Consider the following 16,915-nt stretch of genomic DNA (forward strand, 5'->3'; position numbering starts at 1 on the left):
GACGTATAGGGTCTGACGCCTGCCCGGTGCCTGAAGGTTAAGTGGAGGTGTGAAAGCACTGAAATGAAGCCCAGGTAAACGGCGGCCGTAACTATAACGGTCCTAAGGTAGCGAAATTCCTTGTCGGGTAAGTTCCGACCTGCACGAATGGCGTAACGACTTCCCCACTGTCTCCAGCACATGCTCAGCGAAATTGAATTCTCCGTGAAGATGCGGAGTACCCGCGGTTAGACGGAAAGACCCCGTGCACCTTTACTGCAGCTTCAGAGTGGCATTAGGAAAGAACTGTGTAGCATAGGTGGGAGGCTTTGAAGCATCGGCGCCAGCCGGTGTGGAGCCATAGGTGAAATACCACCCTGTTGTTTTCTGATGTCTAACCTGCGCCCATGAAACTGGGCGAGGGACCCTCTGTGGCGGGTAGTTTGACTGGGGCGGTCGCCTCCTAAAGAGTAACGGAGGCGCGCGATGGTTGGCTCAGGCCGGTTGGAAACCGGCTGTTAGAGTGCAATGGCATAAGCCAGCCTGACTGCGAGACTGACAAGTCGAGCAGAGACGAAAGTCGGTCATAGTGATCCGGTGGTCCCTCGTGGAAGGGCCATCGCTCAACGGATAAAAGGTACGCCGGGGATAACAGGCTGATAACCCCCAAGAGCTCATATCGACGGGGTTGTTTGGCACCTCGATGTCGGCTCATCACATCCTGGGGCTGGAGCAGGTCCCAAGGGTTTGGCTGTTCGCCAATTAAAGTGGTACGTGAGCTGGGTTCAGAACGTCGCGAGACAGTTTGGTCCCTATCTGCCGTGGGCGTCGAAATTTGAGAGGAGTTGACCCTAGTACGAGAGGACCGGGTTGAACGTACCTCTGGTGGACCTGTCGTGGCGCCAGCCGCGCAGCAGGGTAGCTATGTACGGACGGGATAACCGCTGAAAGCATCTAAGCGGGAAGCCTCCCTCGAGATAAGATTTCATAGAGCCGTGAAAGACCATCACGTTGATAGATCGGATGTGGAAGTGGGGTAACCCATGGAGCTAACCGGTACTAATTGCTCTATTCGCGCTTGAGAGTTCCACACCGCCAACCTCAAGGTTGAACGGAACAGGATATCATCAGCATCGTAACCGTTACAAAACCAACATCGATTTCTACCCAATAGGTTACGCGGATCAGGTAGCTTGGTGGCCATAGCGTCTGTGACCCACCCGATCCCATCCCGAACTCGGCCGTGAAACCGGACTGCGCCAATGGTACTATCGCTCAAGCGATGGAAGAGTAGGGCGCCGCCAGGCTTCCCCATCCGCGTAACTCACAAAAACCCATTCACATACCCTGCAACCAATGCAGGACCATTTGGCGCGGGGTGGAGCAGCCCGGTAGCTCGTCAGGCTCATAACCTGAAGGTCACAGGTTCAAATCCTGTCCCCGCAACCACTTTTGTTATAACTCGCTCGTTATACCGATCTAAAATCCGAGGGTCTCAGATAACGTCCTGCGGCTCTTGGACTTTTTGGCGATGCTCCAAATCGCGGAGGCGTCTCGCTGTATTCTGCGGATCAAACCGACAGGGGCCGCCCCTGGCTCCGCCGCCGAGCCCTATAGCATCCCGTCGAGAGCTGATCTAGCAACGCGCCATGTTGCCGGAGATCACCGATGCCGTCCTGACGCGCGCCATCGCAACGCCACGGATGGTGAGCGCAGGTCTGGACTATTGGAGACGCAGACTCGTTGTCGGGTTGAGCGTCGATCTCGAGAGCGGGACCATACGGGCATCGGTCAAAGGCAGCGAGCCGAAGCCTTATCAGGTAGAAGTGCGCTTCGGCCCGAGAGGCGCGGTCGCGACGCGATGCAGCTGTCCGGTCGGCGCGGGATGCAAGCATGCGGCCGCCGCATTATTCGCTGTGCGGCTGAGCGAGGCGAGCGGCACCGACACTCACAAGCCTCGTACCTCGATGTCTCTGATATCTGCTGGCACTCTCCCACCACCATTATCTATGGAGCCTCTCTCACCGATCCTGTCGCGATGGGCGACAGCGATGCGCCCGTTTGCCGAGCGCGCGAGTAGGCTGTCCGCCCCGCCGTCTCGAGCGATTATCTACGTCGTCCGCGTCCAGGCCCTCACAGGGAACATGCGTATCTCGAAGAAACGCCCTGCGGCCTCGCTGGCACCACGCGGCTGCGCGCTACGGCTGTTCGTCGAAGCCGTCGATGTCGGGCTCGATGTCGCGGGTGAGCCGGTGGGCAACGGCACGAAGGTGCAAACCGCAGGATTCTATGGCAGCGGAAATAGCCCCGCACACATGACAGACGAAGATCGGCTTCTCACCCGACGCTTGCAGATGCGGATCGGCGACACCGATCAGGAAGGTTGTCTCACCGGCGCCGGAGGCGCGGATTTGCTCGAACGCGTGCTCGCGACCGGACGCGCCCGCTGGGCGAGCGTACGCGGTCCGCAGCTCCGCCAGGAGAAGAACGTCAAGGCCGAGCTTGGCTGGATGCACGACGATCTCGGCCGGGCGTGCCTGTCGGTCGCAGGGACAACGTCGGAACAGATCATAGCGTTGGCGACGCCTCCGGTATCGATCGATGTGTTAAGCGGCACGATTTCGCCCCTCGATCTGGGCATCCCGCCGGACATGGCCGAACAGCTGTTGCGCCTTCCGCCGATCGAGCCGGAGGCGATTTCGGCGTTGGCGGTTCGCTGGGCAGATCTCGTGCCCGGCGACGTGCCGCCACCCGCCGTGCCAACGATCCGGGATCTTGGCATGGTGTCGCCGGCGCCTGTTCTTACGGTTCGGATGGATCGTGTAGAGATGGTGACCTATGGCGGGCGTTATCGCTATGGGAGCAAGAGCCGGGTGGATTGCGCGGTCGCGCGCCTCCTGTTTGATTATGCCGGCACGACGATCGATGCGACGATGGCCGAGCAGACGATACTGGTCCGTGATGACGAAGGGCTCGTCCGTTTCACGCGTGATCCCGATGGCGAGCTGGAAGCGATGGGGCGACTGCTCCATACCGGCCTGATCCCGCTGATCGAGTTCGAGGATGTCGAGCCCACGCCGCGCCAGGATTGGGACCATGCGCCGGACATGCCTGCCACTGCAGCGGACTTCACGTCCTTTCTGCTCCATGATGCGGAAGAGTTGCGAGGTGAAGGATGGCGCGTTGATGTCGCACCGGACTTCCCGCTTCGGTTCGTCGCGGCCGATGCGGACAGCCTGTCGGTAGACGTCGAGCCATCCGGCATCGACTGGTTCGATATCGCGCTGGGTGCCACGATCGACGGGGAACGGGTCGATCTCGTGCCGGCGCTCCGCCGGTTGCTCGCGACCATCGACTGGGCGGAGCTCGACATTCTGGAGCATGAGCTCACCGAAGCTGGCGACATTCTGCCGATCGCGCTCGGCGATGGCAGAGTGGTGACGGTCGAAGCGGTGCGTGTCCTGCCGATGTTGCGTGCCCTTCTGCTGCTGGCCGCGAACGACCCGGCATCGGCGACGTCGAGGGGGAAACCGGGCTTCTCCCGGCTCGATCTCGGATTGCTGGGCGAGATAGAATCCTCGACCGCCGGCCTGCCCTGGAGCGGTATCGAGCCGCTACGCCGCCTTGCGCGCAACCTGAGCCAGCTTCGCTTCGATCCAACTCCGCTTCCCGCAAGTTTCGGCGCCACCTTGCGGCCCTATCAGCAGACTGGGCTCGACTGGCTGGAGGCGCTCGCACACGCTGGCCTGGGCGGCCTGCTCGCCGACGACATGGGCTTGGGCAAGACGGTCCAGGCGCTGGCGCATATCGCGGTGCAGAAGGCGGGGGGCAACCTCGAAAAGCCGATCCTGATCGTCGCACCGACGTCCGTGCTGCCCAACTGGCAGGCAGAGATATCGCGGTTTGTGCCGACGCTGTCCGCTTTGCTGCTTCATGGTCCCGATCGACATGGGCGCCATGAAGACATCACGGCCCACGACATCGTCCTGACGAGTTATCCGCTGCTGGTACGCGATCAGGCAGCGCTTGCAAACGAGCAGTTCGGGCTCGTCCTGTTCGACGAAGCCCATATGCTCAAGAACCCGCACACCGCCGGGCATGCCGCCGCCAAGATACTGGTTGCCGATCGCAAGGTGGCGCTGACGGGGACGCCGGTGGAGAACAGGCTCACCGACGCTTGGGCGCTCATCGATCTGGTCCTGCCGGGATTGCTTGGCAATCAACGTGCCTTCGTTCGTGACTATCGCAATCCGATCGAGAAACATGGGGATGCCGAAGCGAAGGCGCGCCTCGCGCGCAAGCTCAAACCCTTCCTGTTGCGTCGGACCAAGGATGCTGTCGCCGTCGATCTGCCGGCCAAGTCAATCGTTCCGCTCACGATCACACTCGGTACGGCGCAGATGGCGCTGCACGAAAGCCAGCGTCTCCTGATGCAACAGCGCGTGCGCGATGAAATCGCGCGGGTCGGGCTGATGCGCGCGCAGATCATGGTTCTCACCGCGCTGACCCGGCTTCGCCAGGTGTGCTGCGATCCCCGGCTGCTACCGGGGCAGGGCAGCAAGCCGCCAAGATCCGCCAAGCTGGAGCGCCTGCTCGAACTCATCGACGAGATGGTTGCGGAGGGACGGCAGATCATCCTGTTCAGCCAGTTCACCTCGATGCTCGATCTCATCAAGCCCGCGCTCGATCATCATGGTCATGGCTGGACCGAACTGACCGGCAAGACCAAAGATCGCAAGGCGCCGGTTGCGCGGTTCCAGGCCGGTGAGGTGCCGCTCATTCTGGTGAGCCTCAAGGCAGGCGGCACCGGCCTCAATCTCACAAGCGCGGACACCGTCATTCTCTATGATCCCTGGTGGAATCCAGCTGTCGAGGCGCAGGCGATCGACCGCGCTCACCGTATCGGCCAGCAAAAGCCGGTGTTCGTTTACCGGATGATCGCGACCGGCACGATCGAGGAGAAGATTCTGGCTCTGCAGGAGCGTAAGGCAGCCTTGGCCGAAGCATTATGGAGCGAGGATGCCGCCGCGCCGGCACACCTCACCGAGGACGATATCGCCTTTCTTCTCGGCTGAAGGATAGGGAGGGAAACGGCGCCTCTGATAGATACGCACCTAGGGCGGAGAACGTTTCTCCCAGCGTGAAACATCGATTTCCGGTACACTGGTGTCGCAGGGGCGACGATCGCCCCAGACGATAGGGCTCCGTTCAGTCGGTCCGCGAGTGGCTGGATGACGTTGGCGGGCAGGGCTCGCAAGGCGGATTGCTCCTGGATCGAACCAGACGATAGCCGAGTTGAACCAGCGCAAGTTGCCGCCGGCCGATCCACCCACTGCTGTAGCAGCAAAGGGTAGCCAAGATGCGCTCATTCTCGGGTCATTGCTATCCTCGTCTCATGCGGACCTCATCACGGAATCGATCTAGCCATCCGGTCAGGCGCCCGAACGTCGATTGCGCAACCTGACGTCTGGAAATTGACGGGTGCGTGATCACGCATCTCGGCATTCCCACTTGATGTAGCCCTTATTGTCGGAGGCCCATGTTTCGTCGATCTCGACGAGAACGGCAGAGACGAGGCGTAGGAGTGCCTGGTCGTTGGGGAAGACGCGGACCTTGACGGTCCGGCGTTTGAGTTCCTGCTGCACAGCGCGCTCGATGGGGTTGGATGTGCGCAGGCGCCGACGGTGATGCTCTGGCAGGTTGAAGACGGCGAGCCCCTCGGGAACGCTGTTTTCCAGCCATGTGGCCAAGGCGGGCGCGGTGTCGCGGTAGTTGGCGACGAGCTCGTCGAGCGCGGCCTGGGCCTTTGGAAGCGAGTTGGCGTTCCAGACGCCGCGCAGCTCGGTTCCGATGCGCCCGCGGATGGCGGTATTGGGTGCGTGATGGATGGCGTTGGCGGCCAGGTGAAACTGGCATCGCTGCCAGGTGGCGGCGCCGAGTACGGCTCGGCGAGCGGCGCGCAGGCCGGCGTGATCGTCGGAGACAATGAATTCAACGCCGCGCATGCCGCGCGCGACCAAGCCGTCGAGGAAGGCACGCCAGTGGACCTCGGCTTCCGACAGCGCGACGCTGACGCCGAGCACCCGGCGCCGCTCGTCTGGGCCGATGCCGATCGCCGAGAGGACGGCTGCGTCGCGAACGACGCCGCCTGCGCGCGTCTTCTCGTACCGGGCGTCAAGGATCAGGTAGCGGATCTCGCCGAGCGGACGAGTGCGCCACGCTTCCAGTTCGTCGTCGAGCAGGGCCGCGGCGCGACTGACCTGCGAGGAGGAAAGACCTTCGATCCCGAACTCGCGCAGCACCGCCTCGGCCTGACGGGTAGAGACGCCCTTCACGTACATCTCGGCCACCGCCAGCATGACTGCGCGCACCGAGCGGCAGCCGCGCTCCAGCGATTGAGGAAAGAAGGGCTCAGCGCCGTGGCCGGCGGTCTTGGGAACTGCCACCTCTACTGTGCCCGCCGGGGTATCGATCCGCTTCGACTTGTAGCCGTTGGCATAGCCCCGTCGGTCGGTCGTGCGTTCGTAGTGCCCTGCACCGAGGAAGCGCTCGCGCTCGATCCGCATCGCCATCTCGAAGGTGCGTGCGAACACGGTCGCGATGCCCTCGGGGCCGTGTTCGATCAGCTGTTCCAGAACCGCCTCGATCGCCTTATCATGCCTGCTGTCCATTCGCTCTCTCCACGGGTGTTTCGCAACTCCATGGAATGTAGAAGATGGGCAGCCGGTGCCGGGGCATGCCCCGGCACCAGCTTACCGATTACGACCCGATCGAATTTCCAGACCTCGCGTTACACAACCCGAACGTCTCTGATCCCCGGCCCAGAAACTGTGCCAGGTCGCTTTCGGCATGTTCGCGCCTCGCGGCCGCGGCCTCCGGTAGCGGCGGGAGAACGTGTGCGAAATATGTATTGTCGAGCAGGCGGTGCAGGAGCCGCTCGCCTGGAAATGGCTCGCCGTTGTTGAGCGCGCGTGCGGCTTTCAGCAGCGTTCTGATATCATACTGCGTCGGACTGATGTCGGCCACCTGCTTGCGAAGGCCGAGGAGGCTATATACCGCCACACGCGCCGTACGGATCGAGCTTTCCATGGTGAAGATGATGTCGTTGCTGGTCTCGACGAATTGGCCGAGCAGGCCGAGGTTGGTGCAGCCTTCGGGAACGACGTGCGGTCGATCGCCTGCCGCGCGCGGCATGAACTGCGCGGTGATGTAGGGCATCAGCGCCAGGCGCACCTTCGTGTTCGCCGCCACGGCATCCAGTTGCCCGACGATCCCCAGATGATAGCAGAGTTCCGCCAGTATTTCCCTGCCGGTGCAGGCGGGCATCGGCTTCTTCACATGATTGCCTTCCCTGTCCATCAGGAGCGCATAGGCCCAGATCACCAGCACGTCCCCGGGCTGGGTCGGAAAATGCGGCTGGCGATTGCAGGTGAAGCTCAACACCCAGTTCGAGTCGGTGAAGGTAATGACGCCACCCGTCACCGTCCGGCCGGAATAGGGATCGTTGACCGAAAGCGCCTTGAGTTTCTCGACCAGGGGGGAGGGCCTGCAGGTCAGCGTAACCGATTCCCACATCGAGCCATCGACGTTGCCGTAGAATTTTTTCGGTTTGCCGAAGATCGGAGATTTCCGCGCCAGATTGCGCCACAGCGTCCAGTCGCTCTCTTCGCCTGGCTCGTGACGGCCACGCCTGAGCACCGGGGCGGTATCGAGATCGCCGTAAGCGGTGCCTTCCGTCATCGAGCCTGTCAGAGCGAAAACCACATCGTCGGGACCGAGCGCGACGACTGTCTCCTTGCCATCGACGCTGGCACGCATGGCTGTGACGGTCCGTGCCCCGGCATCCGTCGCCATGTCCAGATCGTGGACCCGGGTGTTGAACTGCACCCTGACGCCCTTATCGCGGAGCAGACGCATCAGCGGTACGACGAAACTGTCGAACTGGTTGTATTTCGGAAAGACCAGCGCGGACATGTCGGTCAGCCCGTCGATGGCATCGAGAAAACGATGCATGTAGAGCTTCATCTCGAGCAGGCTCTGCCAGTTCTCGAAGGCGAACATCGATCGCCAGAGATACCAGAAATTGGTCTCGAAAAAGCTTTTGCTGAAATATTCTTCGATGGTGACGTCGTCGAGGTCCTCCTTGCGCTTGAGCAGCAGTCGGATCAGCTCCCATTGGTGCGATTTCCGCAGGCCGAGTGTCGAGAAGTCGCGGATCTGGCCCTGCTTGTGCATAAGCCTGGATTTCGAGAAATTGGGATCGTTGTCGTTGATCAGCCTGTATTCGTCGAGAACGCTGTAGCCTGCCGGTAGCTCGAGGGCCGGCACGTCCTGAAACAGGTCCCAGAAGTTGTCGTAGTTCCAGTTCATCTCCCGACCGCCGCGGATGATATACCCTTCGTCCGCATCTCCAGCGCCGTCGAGGGAGCCGCCCTCGATGTCCAGCGCATCGAGGATGGTGATGTCTTCGCCCTTCATGCCGCCATCGCGGATCATGTAGAAGGCGGCCGCGAGCCCGGCGATGCCGCTGCCGACGATCCACGCCTTGCGACCCGCGACCGGCTGGACGGGGAAGGGGCGGTTACGCATATAGGGGCCGGTCATATCGGGCGGTGGGAGCGTGTCACCGGCCCCTTTGTGCCAATAGGCAGCCGTGGCGTCAGCTTCGACCTTAAAGCTTGTTGGCCCAGTCTTCGGGTCGCGGGGTGCGGTGTCATTCATGACGAGCCATCCTGCTGTAGTGCTGATCGACAGCCTTTATCCGTACCGGCCGTGAGATCCAAGGCAGCCGATAATTCGTGATGGGCGTGAACACCAACAGTTGTGGGCCGCCGGATGGTGTGCGAACGCGCTCGGATATAGGGTGATATATTAGACATCGCCGACCTCCGTAGGGTTCGGATGTGAGTCCGAGCCTGGAGAAGACGACGATGACCGATGCCAAGATCGGCCCTGATAAAACTGGTCGAGCAAGGGGGGATAGCAATCAGATGCGCGAGACGCTGGCGTTGCGGCAAAGCGCATGATGGAGATCAGGGCGAGGGCGCCGGCGGAGCGCCGCTCGGCTGGTCGCCTGCCGTTTTTTTCACGGGTTTACAATTGATCTATATCCAGTCTCTCTTCCGTTCCGGGCGATGCGAAGGAAGCCCAGGAATGCGTAGAGGACGACGACGAGCGACAGGGCTGCAAGGGGGCCGGCGACTTCAGAGAGACTCGCGCCCATCTGGTTGAGCCGGACGAACAGATGCACGCCTGCCGTAGCTGGCGACAGATGGGCGCAAAGGGCGACCCAGTGTGGCATGGCTTCGAGCGGCCAGGCCGAGCCTGTCAGGAAGAAGAGCGGCACCGAGGTCGGCACCAGAACCTGCATCGCGCGATACCCGCGATCCATGAGGCTGCCGGCGAGCAGCCCGAGCGCGGAAACCGCTGCGGCGAAGATTGGCGCCGCCGCGATCGCGATCCAGACGTTGCCGCCGCGTGGCACGTCCTGGATCCAGAAGATCAGACCAAAGTAGAGTAGTGCTGCCAAGGTTCCGATCAGGATGAAGGCGGCCCACATCCCCGCGAAGCCGCTGCGGTCGGTTCGCCAGGCGCCACGCTCGCGTCGATCCGCCATGAAGGTGGCGGACCCGAAGAGCAAGGTCTGCTGGAGGATGATGATGCCTACGGCGGGGAAGACGTAATCCTTATAACCCTCGCGCGTATTGAACAGCGGGCGGATCACGATATTGGCGGGAAGCGTCAGCCCGAGTGATCGTACGGTCGGTCCGAGACGTGCCTCGGCGACGCCCGTGATCGTCGCCGTGATCGCCGCACCAATGTCTCGGGCGCGCAGAAGATAGACCCCATCGACCCAGACGCCCACGCCTCCGCCTGGCGCCCCTGTGAGCAAGCTGCGCGTGAAACCGGCTGGGAAAAGGAGAATGCCGTCGGCGCGACGCTCCCTGACCATGGTCTCCGCGGCGTGGAAATCGGGCGCCATCGCGACGAGGCGGACTTCGCGGGCGGCGGTCAGGTCGCGGATTACGGCACGGGTGATGCCGCTGTCCTCCTCATCGACAATGACGATTGGCAGATCCTGCACGGTCTGATGGGCGTAGGGCGCGGGATAGTAGAAGCCGTAGAGGAGCATGGCGAGGATGATGGTGCTGAGCAGTTCACGCGAGCGCAGCACCGCGAGCATGGTCTGTTCGAAGCCCTGTCGAACCCCTGTCATGCCTTTGCTGCCTTTCGCTGGAGTAGCAGAACGGCAAGGCCGCCGCCGACTACGGCATAGAGGATCAATATGCAGAGTTCCGGCAGTGCGGTTCGCAGCGGAGCGTCGAGATATTGGCCCATCTGCATCCGGATATAATGGGTGAGCGGCAGAATCTGGCTCCAGACCCGTGCGAATCCGCTGCCGCCCTGAAGCGGAAGGGTGGCGCCCGAATAGGCAAGGGCCGATCCTGCATAGATCGCGCTCGCCGAAAGGCCGGTACTGATATTGCCGGTGGCTGCCACGAGCAGCGAGGAGATACCGGCAGTGCCGGCGAACAGCAGGGCCTGACCGACAAGGAGCAGCATCAGGCTGCCGTCCACAGGCCAAGAGCGGAACCAGGTGATCCAGATCAACCAGAACGCGCCCCAGATCGTCGCGATAGCGATATAGGGCAGCATCTTGCCGGCGAGCGCTGCGCCGACGCCCCCCGTTCGGTCCACCCAAGCGGCGAGTGATCCGTCGTCGGCCTCGCGCCCCAGCGCAACGACGGTCATACAGGCGACAAGGAGATGCAGTACGGCCGGATCGATCAGGACGGTTAGATACCATTCGAAACTGGTCGAGGGGTTTTCGAGGATGGTCGCTTGAACGGTTGGCGGATGCAGGCGAATGCCGGGTAATCCGTGGCTGGTCAGATTGGCGGGAAGGTGCGCGATCAGCGACGCTGTGACCGTCTCCTCGATCGCCCGCGACACGACTGATCCCATCGAGAGGAAGCTGCCTTGATAGAAGATCTGGATCGCCGGAGGCGGGCGATGCATCAGCCCATTCTCGAGCCCACGCGGAATGCGCAGCACAGCCCATGCCTCTTCCTCGCGCACCCTATGAAAGGCGGGTGCGATCTGGCCTCCCATCCATGTGACCCTGACGGTGGGTGAGGCTTCGATGTCGCGAATGATGGCACGGCTGAGCGCCGATCCGTCCTCGTCCACGATGGCGATGGGAAGCTTCCTCGGGACGCCCTGGATCAGCATCGCGGAGACGAGGATCAGGAGGATCGCTGGCAGGATGGTCAGCGCCGCAAGATCCCAGCGGTCGCGGCCGAGGTGGCGCAGCTCTGCGTCCAGCGCTCGCGTGAAGGCGCTCATTGCGGCCAGTCGAAGAGCACGCTCATGCCGGGGCGCAGCCCCGCCACCGGAGATATCGGCCTGAGCCTGATTTCAAAGGCGCGCACGTCATAGCCGGCCGATTGTCGCGTCGCGCGCCAAGTAGCAAAATCCCCCCGCGGGTTGATGTAAGAGACCTTGAAACGTGCGCTTGTGCCCAGCGCCGGGATCGAACCCGACAAAATTCGTCCGATCGCGAATCCTTTATAGCTGTCCTCGCGGACGTTGAGCGAAACCCAGGGATGATCGATGTCCACGACCTGATAGGCCGGGACGACCGGGCTCACGATCTCGCCCGGCTGCACGAGCTTCCGGGAGATTTCGCCGTCGATCGGCGAGACAAGGCGAGTTTCGGTACCGAGCGACCGTGCCGTGGCAAGGCCGGCCTGCGCGATCTCGACCTGCGCCGCGGCGACCTGCTTATCCTCCGGGCGGGTTCCGCGGAGCGCCTTCAGATATTGCTGGCGGGTCGCGTCCGCCGTGCGTGCGCTGCTGTCACGCCCAGCGCTCGCCTCGTCACGGCGCTGGGCGGCGATCACGCCCTGCGCATAGAGGGCATCCGCCCGGCGGCTGCTGACCGCCGCCAGATCGGCGGCGGCCTGTGCCGCCAGCCAGGTCTCCTTCAGCGAAGCGACGTCCTCACGGCGTGCGCCTGTCTCGGCCACATGCTGTAGCGCACGCGCGCTGTCGAGGGCGCCCTGCGCCTGCTGCTCGCCCCCTGCGATCTCCGGGCTCGACAGGGTTGCCAGTAGCTCGCCAGGCTTCACACGGTCGCCTTCGTTGGCGATCAGATGGTCGACGCGGGCGAGCGCCTTGGTCGCGACATTGACTTCATCGGCATCGACCATGCCCTGGAGCTGATCGGGAACTGGCCGGCTTGCCAGCCACAGGCCGAACGCGACGATCAGGATGACGATTGCGAGGCCGCCGTAGAGCAGCCAACGCGTCCTGCGCGCTGCATGAGAGGAAGAGGCGTGGATATCGGTCATGGGTGATGTGGTGCCAGTCGATAGTCGGCTCGGGCAAGGTAATCGGAGAATTCCGGGAGGCGCCCGCTGGCGGCCAGCAACCCGGCAAGCGCCAGGTCATATTCGTAGGCGGTGGCGATGCGCTGAGTTTCGGCCGCCTGCAGCGCTGCGATCGCGTCTGTCACCGCCGCGCCGTTCGCTTCGCCTTCGCGGAACGAGATTTGCTGGACGCGCAAATTCTCCTGCGCAGCCGCGATGTCGCTGTCGAGCAGCAGGAAGGATTGGCGGGCAGTCTCGACCAGATCATAGGCGCGGATCGTCTCCGTTGTGAGCGTCTTGCGCGCATCCGCGGCGGCATCGGCGGCGGCACGGGCATGTTCGCGCGCGGCATCGAGCGTCTTGCGACGGTCGATATTGGAGAGAAGCGTGTAACGGACCCCAACACCGACAACCCAGTCAGGTTCGGTCGGCAGGGCCTGCTTGTGATCGAAATTATATTCGCCGAATGCATAGGCCTGGGGCAGGAACCGCGATTTTGCCAGCGCGGTGCCCGCGTCGGCGAGCTCGCGGGCGGCGTCGGCCTCCCTTGCGCGGGGCAGATCGCTGCCGCCAAGGAAATCGCCCACTGGTGGAAGTGGTCCTGCGTCGACGAACAACGGCGTCGTCGGGGTGACACCCGCATCCGCGTCGAGCAGTCGGCCAAGCTCATCGCTTGCCGTCCGCGCATCGAGCTCGGCACGAAGGCGGGAACGCTCCGCAGCGTCGCGCGCGACCTGAACCTCCAGGGTCGTGGCGTGAGGGACGATGCCCTGCTGTTCGAGCCTTCGGGTGTCAGACAAATGGCGATCGAAGGCGTCGCGGACATCCGTCCCGCTTGCGAGCAGTTTGATGGCAACCTGCTGGCCGAAATAGACGCGCACGAGATTCACCGTCGAGAGGTCGCGTGCCTCCGCTTGCCTGGCGCGGGCCATATCGGTTCCGGCTTGGGCGCCACGTTGGATCGCAGGGATCGCCCCGCCGGTGTAAAGCGGCATCACTGCCTGGATGGTCGGCCGGAACACGTCGTCGCGATATTGGTAGCTTAGGCTATTGGGTAGGGCGGATAGAAGCCCCGGCAGAGCCTGCTGGACGCGCCCGACCACCTCTCCGACGATCTGCTGGAACGCGGATGGAAACTGAGTGGGCAGATCGCCCAGGAAGCTGTCGGTAGCCGACGTCACATCCGACTTCGCACCAGAAAGATCGAGCGACAGGGTTTTCTGATATTCGAGATACTGCGCCGATACGGTCACGACGGGGCGATGGAGCGTCTTCAGCGCGTCCGCGGTATCGTCGGCAGCCTTGACCTCGTGTCCGGCGCCGCTCAGTGCGTGCGAAACGGAATCTAGCCGGGAGGCCGCGGCATCAAAGCTGATCGCGATGGCAGGATCGGTGGCCGGGAGAGACTGTGCCCTCGCCGTACCGGAAAACAAATGTGCAACGAAGCATGCCGCGATGAACGTCGACCGCCGGCCGCGCGAGAGTCTTCGCGATTCGTGGATTGCCATCACCCTTTCTGCCGCATGTCGTGTGGCGCTTCTATCAACATCGGCGGGCAGCAGGAACCCATCAGTTTCCGAACCGTTGTCGAGCGAGGAATCTCGCTGCGTCGCGTATCGCTGAGGGGCTTTTAGGAACGGAAGGCTTGCGCCAGCAGGTCGCCCTATTCGCATTCGGATCGATGCTTACGATGATGGTGAGGTTTACGTGGAACAGGTCACGCGATGGCTGCGCGTCGGCATTGCCAACGCCCGCCTTACGCCGATAACGGTCTCACATGAACATTATAGATACCCGGGAGAGGCTCCTCGTGGCCGCTGCTAACGAATTCCTTCGCCGCGGTTTCGTTCACGCCAATGTCGGGGCGATCGCCGAGGCCGCGGGGATCTCAAAAAAGACGATCTATGTCCATTTCGAATCCAAGCACGCTCTCTTCGTTGCGGCTGCGCATGATGGCTTGATCAAGGCGAAACTATCGCAAGCGCTCTCCGTGGCGGACGGTCGCACTCTCGAAAGTGTCCTGAGACGGTTCTTGCGGGATGTGCTGGACCTCGCGCTGTCCCCCCGGGGAAGGGCGGCCTACCGGCTCGTCATGGGCGAAGCGCCCAATTTTCCCGTTCTTCTCCAGGCTTATCGCTCGTCGATCGAGGAGACCATCATCCAGCCGCTTAGTCATTGGTTGGAGAGGCAACGCGCTTTAGGGGTGCTCGACATCGACGACGCGCGAACATGCGCATCGATGCTCGTCCACATGGTGATGTCGGAGCCGTTGCGTGACGCGGCGCTCGGCGGCCTACCGGTCCTGCGACCGGCCGCCCGCACAGCGCTGATACGCCAGGTCGTCGGTCTGTTTTTTCATGGGGCGGCAACGCAACGCTAGGCGGCGCCAAGCTCGATCGTCGAGGTGAAATGGTGGGCCGGATGCCGGTCCGGCCCACGGATCGGTTATTGCGCGCCGACCAGTGCGGCCGGCAGCAGCGACGTTGCTTGTGTCACTTCCTGTTCGAACGAGGGCGCAGCCGTCGTCGCCACCTGCTTGAGGCTGTCGTCGGTTCCGTCGAGAGCATAGCCCTTCGATACCGACCAGCCCGCCTTGGCGATCTTGACCGACTGCTGCAGATAAAGGTTGTCGAAGCTGCCCCGCGGCGACTTGCTCAGCAGCTTGAGCATGGCGGCGCGGTCGGCGGACGGCATGGTCGTCGGCGTTTTGATCGTGCGCTGGTCGTTGTGCAGTGACGCGAGCAATGCCTTGTGCCGGGTGTCGGCGGCGTCGAACACGCCCTTGGCATAGGCCTTCACATCGTCCCGCTGGGCTTTGTAGACGGCCAACTGGGCTGCCTTCATCTGGTAGACATCGACGTCGGACGCTGCGTTCACGAAATTTGGACCACTCTGTGACGGGATCGGGCTGACGTCCATCGTAGCCGTCTGGGCTCCCGCTTGCGCGGCGATGCCCGCAGTGCCGAGAAAGAGGGCTGCCGCGCACAGATATTTGTTCATGATGTTCTCCTGAGTGCAGGTGAGGGCGGAGTGATCGACTGACGACCTCACCGAAGCTACGGCATAACAAGCTAAAAACTATCCGGTTCCCAGCAGGAGCGATGGTAGATCAAATCCTGGAAGGCATTTTGGTTGGAACCAGCGGGTTTCCGGCTTGTTCTCCTACACACCCCTTCAGGGATTTCAGGAGCCTATCTTGAACAAACTGTCCCCGACGGTTGTCGCTGCTTCGATTGCTGTAACCGCTGTCACCTCGCCTGTGGTCGCAGCGCCCGCGAGCCGGATCGTTATGCACAAGGTCCAGCTTTACAATTTCGACGACGCATCGGTCGCCGTGACCGACCTCGACGGGACGCTCATTCCCTCGAGGCCGAACGGAATTGTCGATCTCAATGACGTCGGATCCTACACCATCAGGATCAAGTCAGGCGACGTGACGATATCGGCAAAGACGATGGCGATCCTGATGAACCGGTACATCCTGCCTCGCGCCGAAAGCCCGCTCAGCGATTTGGCGATGTCCTTCGGCAGCGGCGTCATCCACATGCACGGCAAGATCAGGGCCCTGGGCCTCAAGCTTGGGTTCGCAGCCGATGCCTATCCGTTTGTCACGCCGGACGGCGATATGGGGATGCGTGTTGAGCACCTCAAGACGGCCGGTTTCATCCCGAGCTCGTTTTCAAATGCGCTGGGCATGACGCTCGAGCGCATGGCACAGCCGGGCAAGCCGGGCGTGATGACGGTCAAGGGCAACGTAATGGCGGTGTCTGTCGGCGCGACCTTCCCACCGCCGGCGCTCGACGGAAAGCTGAGCGCCGTCCGCGTAACACCTGTGGGCATGACGACGCGGATCGGATCAGGCAAAAGCGGGACTGGCGCGCCCTTCATCACGATCGAAGGCGGGGCGGTAAAGTTTGCCCATCTGTTGATGCCCGAGGCCAAGCTCGTCATCCGGCCGATGAAGGCGGAGGCTGATTTCGGCTTCTCGCCGCGGCGCTATTATCGGCAAATGGTGGAAGGAACGAGCAAGGCAACGCCCGATTTCGGGCTCATCGGCTTCTTCGGTGATTTCCGACAGCTCCGACGCTAATCAACGACCGCTGAACAAACGCTACCGCGGGTGATGCGATGAAGGTGGTGTTCTTCTTCATTGGGATAGGCGGCTTTGCCTTCGCGATAACCTTCGTGCGCAGGCGCATGGCTGCGCGGGCGCGAAAACATTCACGAGTGATACCTGATCCACGTCGCCCGCTCCAGCGCGCTACCGACAGCTGTGGTAGAGTTCTGGCGGATCGGCTGGGACACATGTCCGGCTCAGGTGCTCATGGCACGTGGCTGCAGGGTGTGCGACGATGGCGATGAAGCGGTCTACGCCAATCGTGCCCCCTGAAATCCAGTGCCGGGCGCAAGGCCATGCGAAAGCGCGGCGAGATGGTCGAACGCAGTTTTGCCCACGTCCTCGACCGCGGTGGTATGCGCCGCGCATGGCTGCGCGGGCGCGAAAACTTGATTTCTTTCCAAACCCGCGCAATCATTCTGGAGAATGCTTGTACGCTATCTCACGA

10 protein-coding genes, 1 tRNA gene, 2 rRNA genes and 1 pseudogene (1 of these 14 running past the window's edge) are annotated in these 16,915 nt (G+C 62.4%); 7 read left to right on the forward strand and 7 right to left on the reverse strand.

The annotated features are described in order from the left end of the window. The 4 genes from PBT88_RS09230 to PBT88_RS09245 form a co-directional block, all read left to right on the forward strand. A 23S ribosomal RNA gene (locus PBT88_RS09230) occupies nucleotides 1-1,062 on the forward strand; it begins 1,762 nt to the left of the window's first position. Nucleotides 1,063-1,171: 109 nt separating this feature from the next. Further along, nucleotides 1,172-1,286: ribosomal RNA gene (rrf, locus tag PBT88_RS09235) — 5S ribosomal RNA — on the forward strand. A 65-nt stretch (nucleotides 1,287-1,351) separates the two neighbouring features. Further along, nucleotides 1,352-1,428 (forward strand) — tRNA-Met (locus PBT88_RS09240). A gap of 200 nt (nucleotides 1,429-1,628) precedes the next feature. After that, complete coding sequence (locus tag PBT88_RS09245) at nucleotides 1,629-5,054, forward strand: DEAD/DEAH box helicase (protein WP_270078889.1); 3,426 nt, start codon at nucleotides 1,629-1,631, stop codon at nucleotides 5,052-5,054. Between the two features lie 414 nt (nucleotides 5,055-5,468). Here PBT88_RS09245 and PBT88_RS09250 read toward each other — a convergent pair whose 3' ends face one another. The 6 genes from PBT88_RS09250 to PBT88_RS09275 form a co-directional block, all read right to left on the reverse strand. Continuing rightward, a complete protein-coding gene (locus PBT88_RS09250) occupies nucleotides 5,469-6,650 on the reverse strand; it encodes an IS256 family transposase (RefSeq protein ID WP_270077161.1) in 1,182 nt (393 codons plus the stop codon). Nucleotides 6,651-6,738: 88 nt separating this feature from the next. Then, nucleotides 6,739-8,700, reverse strand: a complete 1,962-nt coding sequence (locus tag PBT88_RS09255) for an oleate hydratase (RefSeq protein ID WP_270078890.1) — start codon at nucleotides 8,698-8,700, stop codon at nucleotides 6,739-6,741. A gap of 364 nt (nucleotides 8,701-9,064) precedes the next feature. Beyond that, on the reverse strand, nucleotides 9,065-10,162 hold the full coding sequence (locus PBT88_RS09260) for an ABC transporter permease (RefSeq protein ID WP_270078891.1): 1,098 nt from the start codon (nucleotides 10,160-10,162) through the stop codon (nucleotides 9,065-9,067). A 29-nt stretch (nucleotides 10,163-10,191) separates the two neighbouring features. After that, nucleotides 10,192-11,325: an ABC transporter permease gene (locus PBT88_RS09265; RefSeq protein WP_270078892.1), complete on the reverse strand. Its 1,134-nt coding sequence runs from the start codon at nucleotides 11,323-11,325 to the stop codon at nucleotides 10,192-10,194. Continuing rightward, complete coding sequence (locus PBT88_RS09270; RefSeq protein ID WP_270078893.1) at nucleotides 11,322-12,332, reverse strand: HlyD family secretion protein; 1,011 nt, start codon at nucleotides 12,330-12,332, stop codon at nucleotides 11,322-11,324. The genes PBT88_RS09265 and PBT88_RS09270 overlap by 4 nt, the downstream gene beginning before the upstream one ends. Further along, on the reverse strand, nucleotides 12,329-13,858 hold the full coding sequence (locus tag PBT88_RS09275; RefSeq protein ID WP_270078894.1) for a TolC family protein: 1,530 nt from the start codon (nucleotides 13,856-13,858) through the stop codon (nucleotides 12,329-12,331). The genes PBT88_RS09270 and PBT88_RS09275 overlap by 4 nt, the downstream gene beginning before the upstream one ends. 302 nt (nucleotides 13,859-14,160) lie before the next feature. Here PBT88_RS09275 and PBT88_RS09280 point away from each other — a divergent pair, with 302 nt between their 5' ends. Beyond that, nucleotides 14,161-14,730, forward strand: coding sequence for a TetR/AcrR family transcriptional regulator (locus tag PBT88_RS09280; RefSeq protein WP_270078895.1), 570 nt, complete (start codon nucleotides 14,161-14,163; stop codon nucleotides 14,728-14,730). A gap of 65 nt (nucleotides 14,731-14,795) precedes the next feature. Here PBT88_RS09280 and PBT88_RS09285 read toward each other — a convergent pair whose 3' ends face one another. Then, nucleotides 14,796-15,350, reverse strand: coding sequence for a DUF4142 domain-containing protein (locus PBT88_RS09285; RefSeq protein ID WP_270078896.1), 555 nt, complete (start codon nucleotides 15,348-15,350; stop codon nucleotides 14,796-14,798). Between the two features lie 196 nt (nucleotides 15,351-15,546). On the opposite strand from PBT88_RS09285, the gene PBT88_RS09290 reads away from it, so the two are divergent. Both PBT88_RS09290 and PBT88_RS21285 read left to right on the forward strand, forming a co-directional pair. Beyond that, on the forward strand, nucleotides 15,547-16,440 hold the full coding sequence (locus PBT88_RS09290; RefSeq protein WP_270078897.1) for a hypothetical protein: 894 nt from the start codon (nucleotides 15,547-15,549) through the stop codon (nucleotides 16,438-16,440). A gap of 264 nt (nucleotides 16,441-16,704) precedes the next feature. After that, nucleotides 16,705-16,859, forward strand: a pseudogene (locus tag PBT88_RS21285) (transposase); the annotation flags it as partial. Nucleotides 16,860-16,915 lie beyond the last annotated feature (56 nt).

The sequence above is a fragment of the Sphingomonas abietis genome, from assembly GCF_027625475.1.
GTDB classification, from domain to species: domain Bacteria; phylum Pseudomonadota; class Alphaproteobacteria; order Sphingomonadales; family Sphingomonadaceae; genus Solisphingomonas; species Solisphingomonas abietis.

Coding starts and splice junctions, on each gene's coding strand:
- PBT88_RS09245 (WP_270078889.1), top strand. CDS start 1,629: ATGTTGCCGGAGATCACCGATGCCGTCCTGACGCGCGCCATCGCAACG.
- PBT88_RS09250 (WP_270077161.1), bottom strand. CDS start 6,650: ATGGACAGCAGGCATGATAAGGCGATCGAGGCGGTTCTGGAACAGCTG.
- PBT88_RS09255 (WP_270078890.1), bottom strand. CDS start 8,700: ATGAATGACACCGCACCCCGCGACCCGAAGACTGGGCCAACAAGCTTT.
- PBT88_RS09260 (WP_270078891.1), bottom strand. CDS start 10,162: ATGCTCGCGGTGCTGCGCTCGCGTGAACTGCTCAGCACCATCATCCTC.
- PBT88_RS09265 (WP_270078892.1), bottom strand. CDS start 11,325: ATGAGCGCCTTCACGCGAGCGCTGGACGCAGAGCTGCGCCACCTCGGC.
- PBT88_RS09270 (WP_270078893.1), bottom strand. CDS start 12,332: ATGACCGATATCCACGCCTCTTCCTCTCATGCAGCGCGCAGGACGCGT.
- PBT88_RS09275 (WP_270078894.1), bottom strand. CDS start 13,858: ATGGCAATCCACGAATCGCGAAGACTCTCGCGCGGCCGGCGGTCGACG.
- PBT88_RS09285 (WP_270078896.1), bottom strand. CDS start 15,350: ATGAACAAATATCTGTGCGCGGCAGCCCTCTTTCTCGGCACTGCGGGC.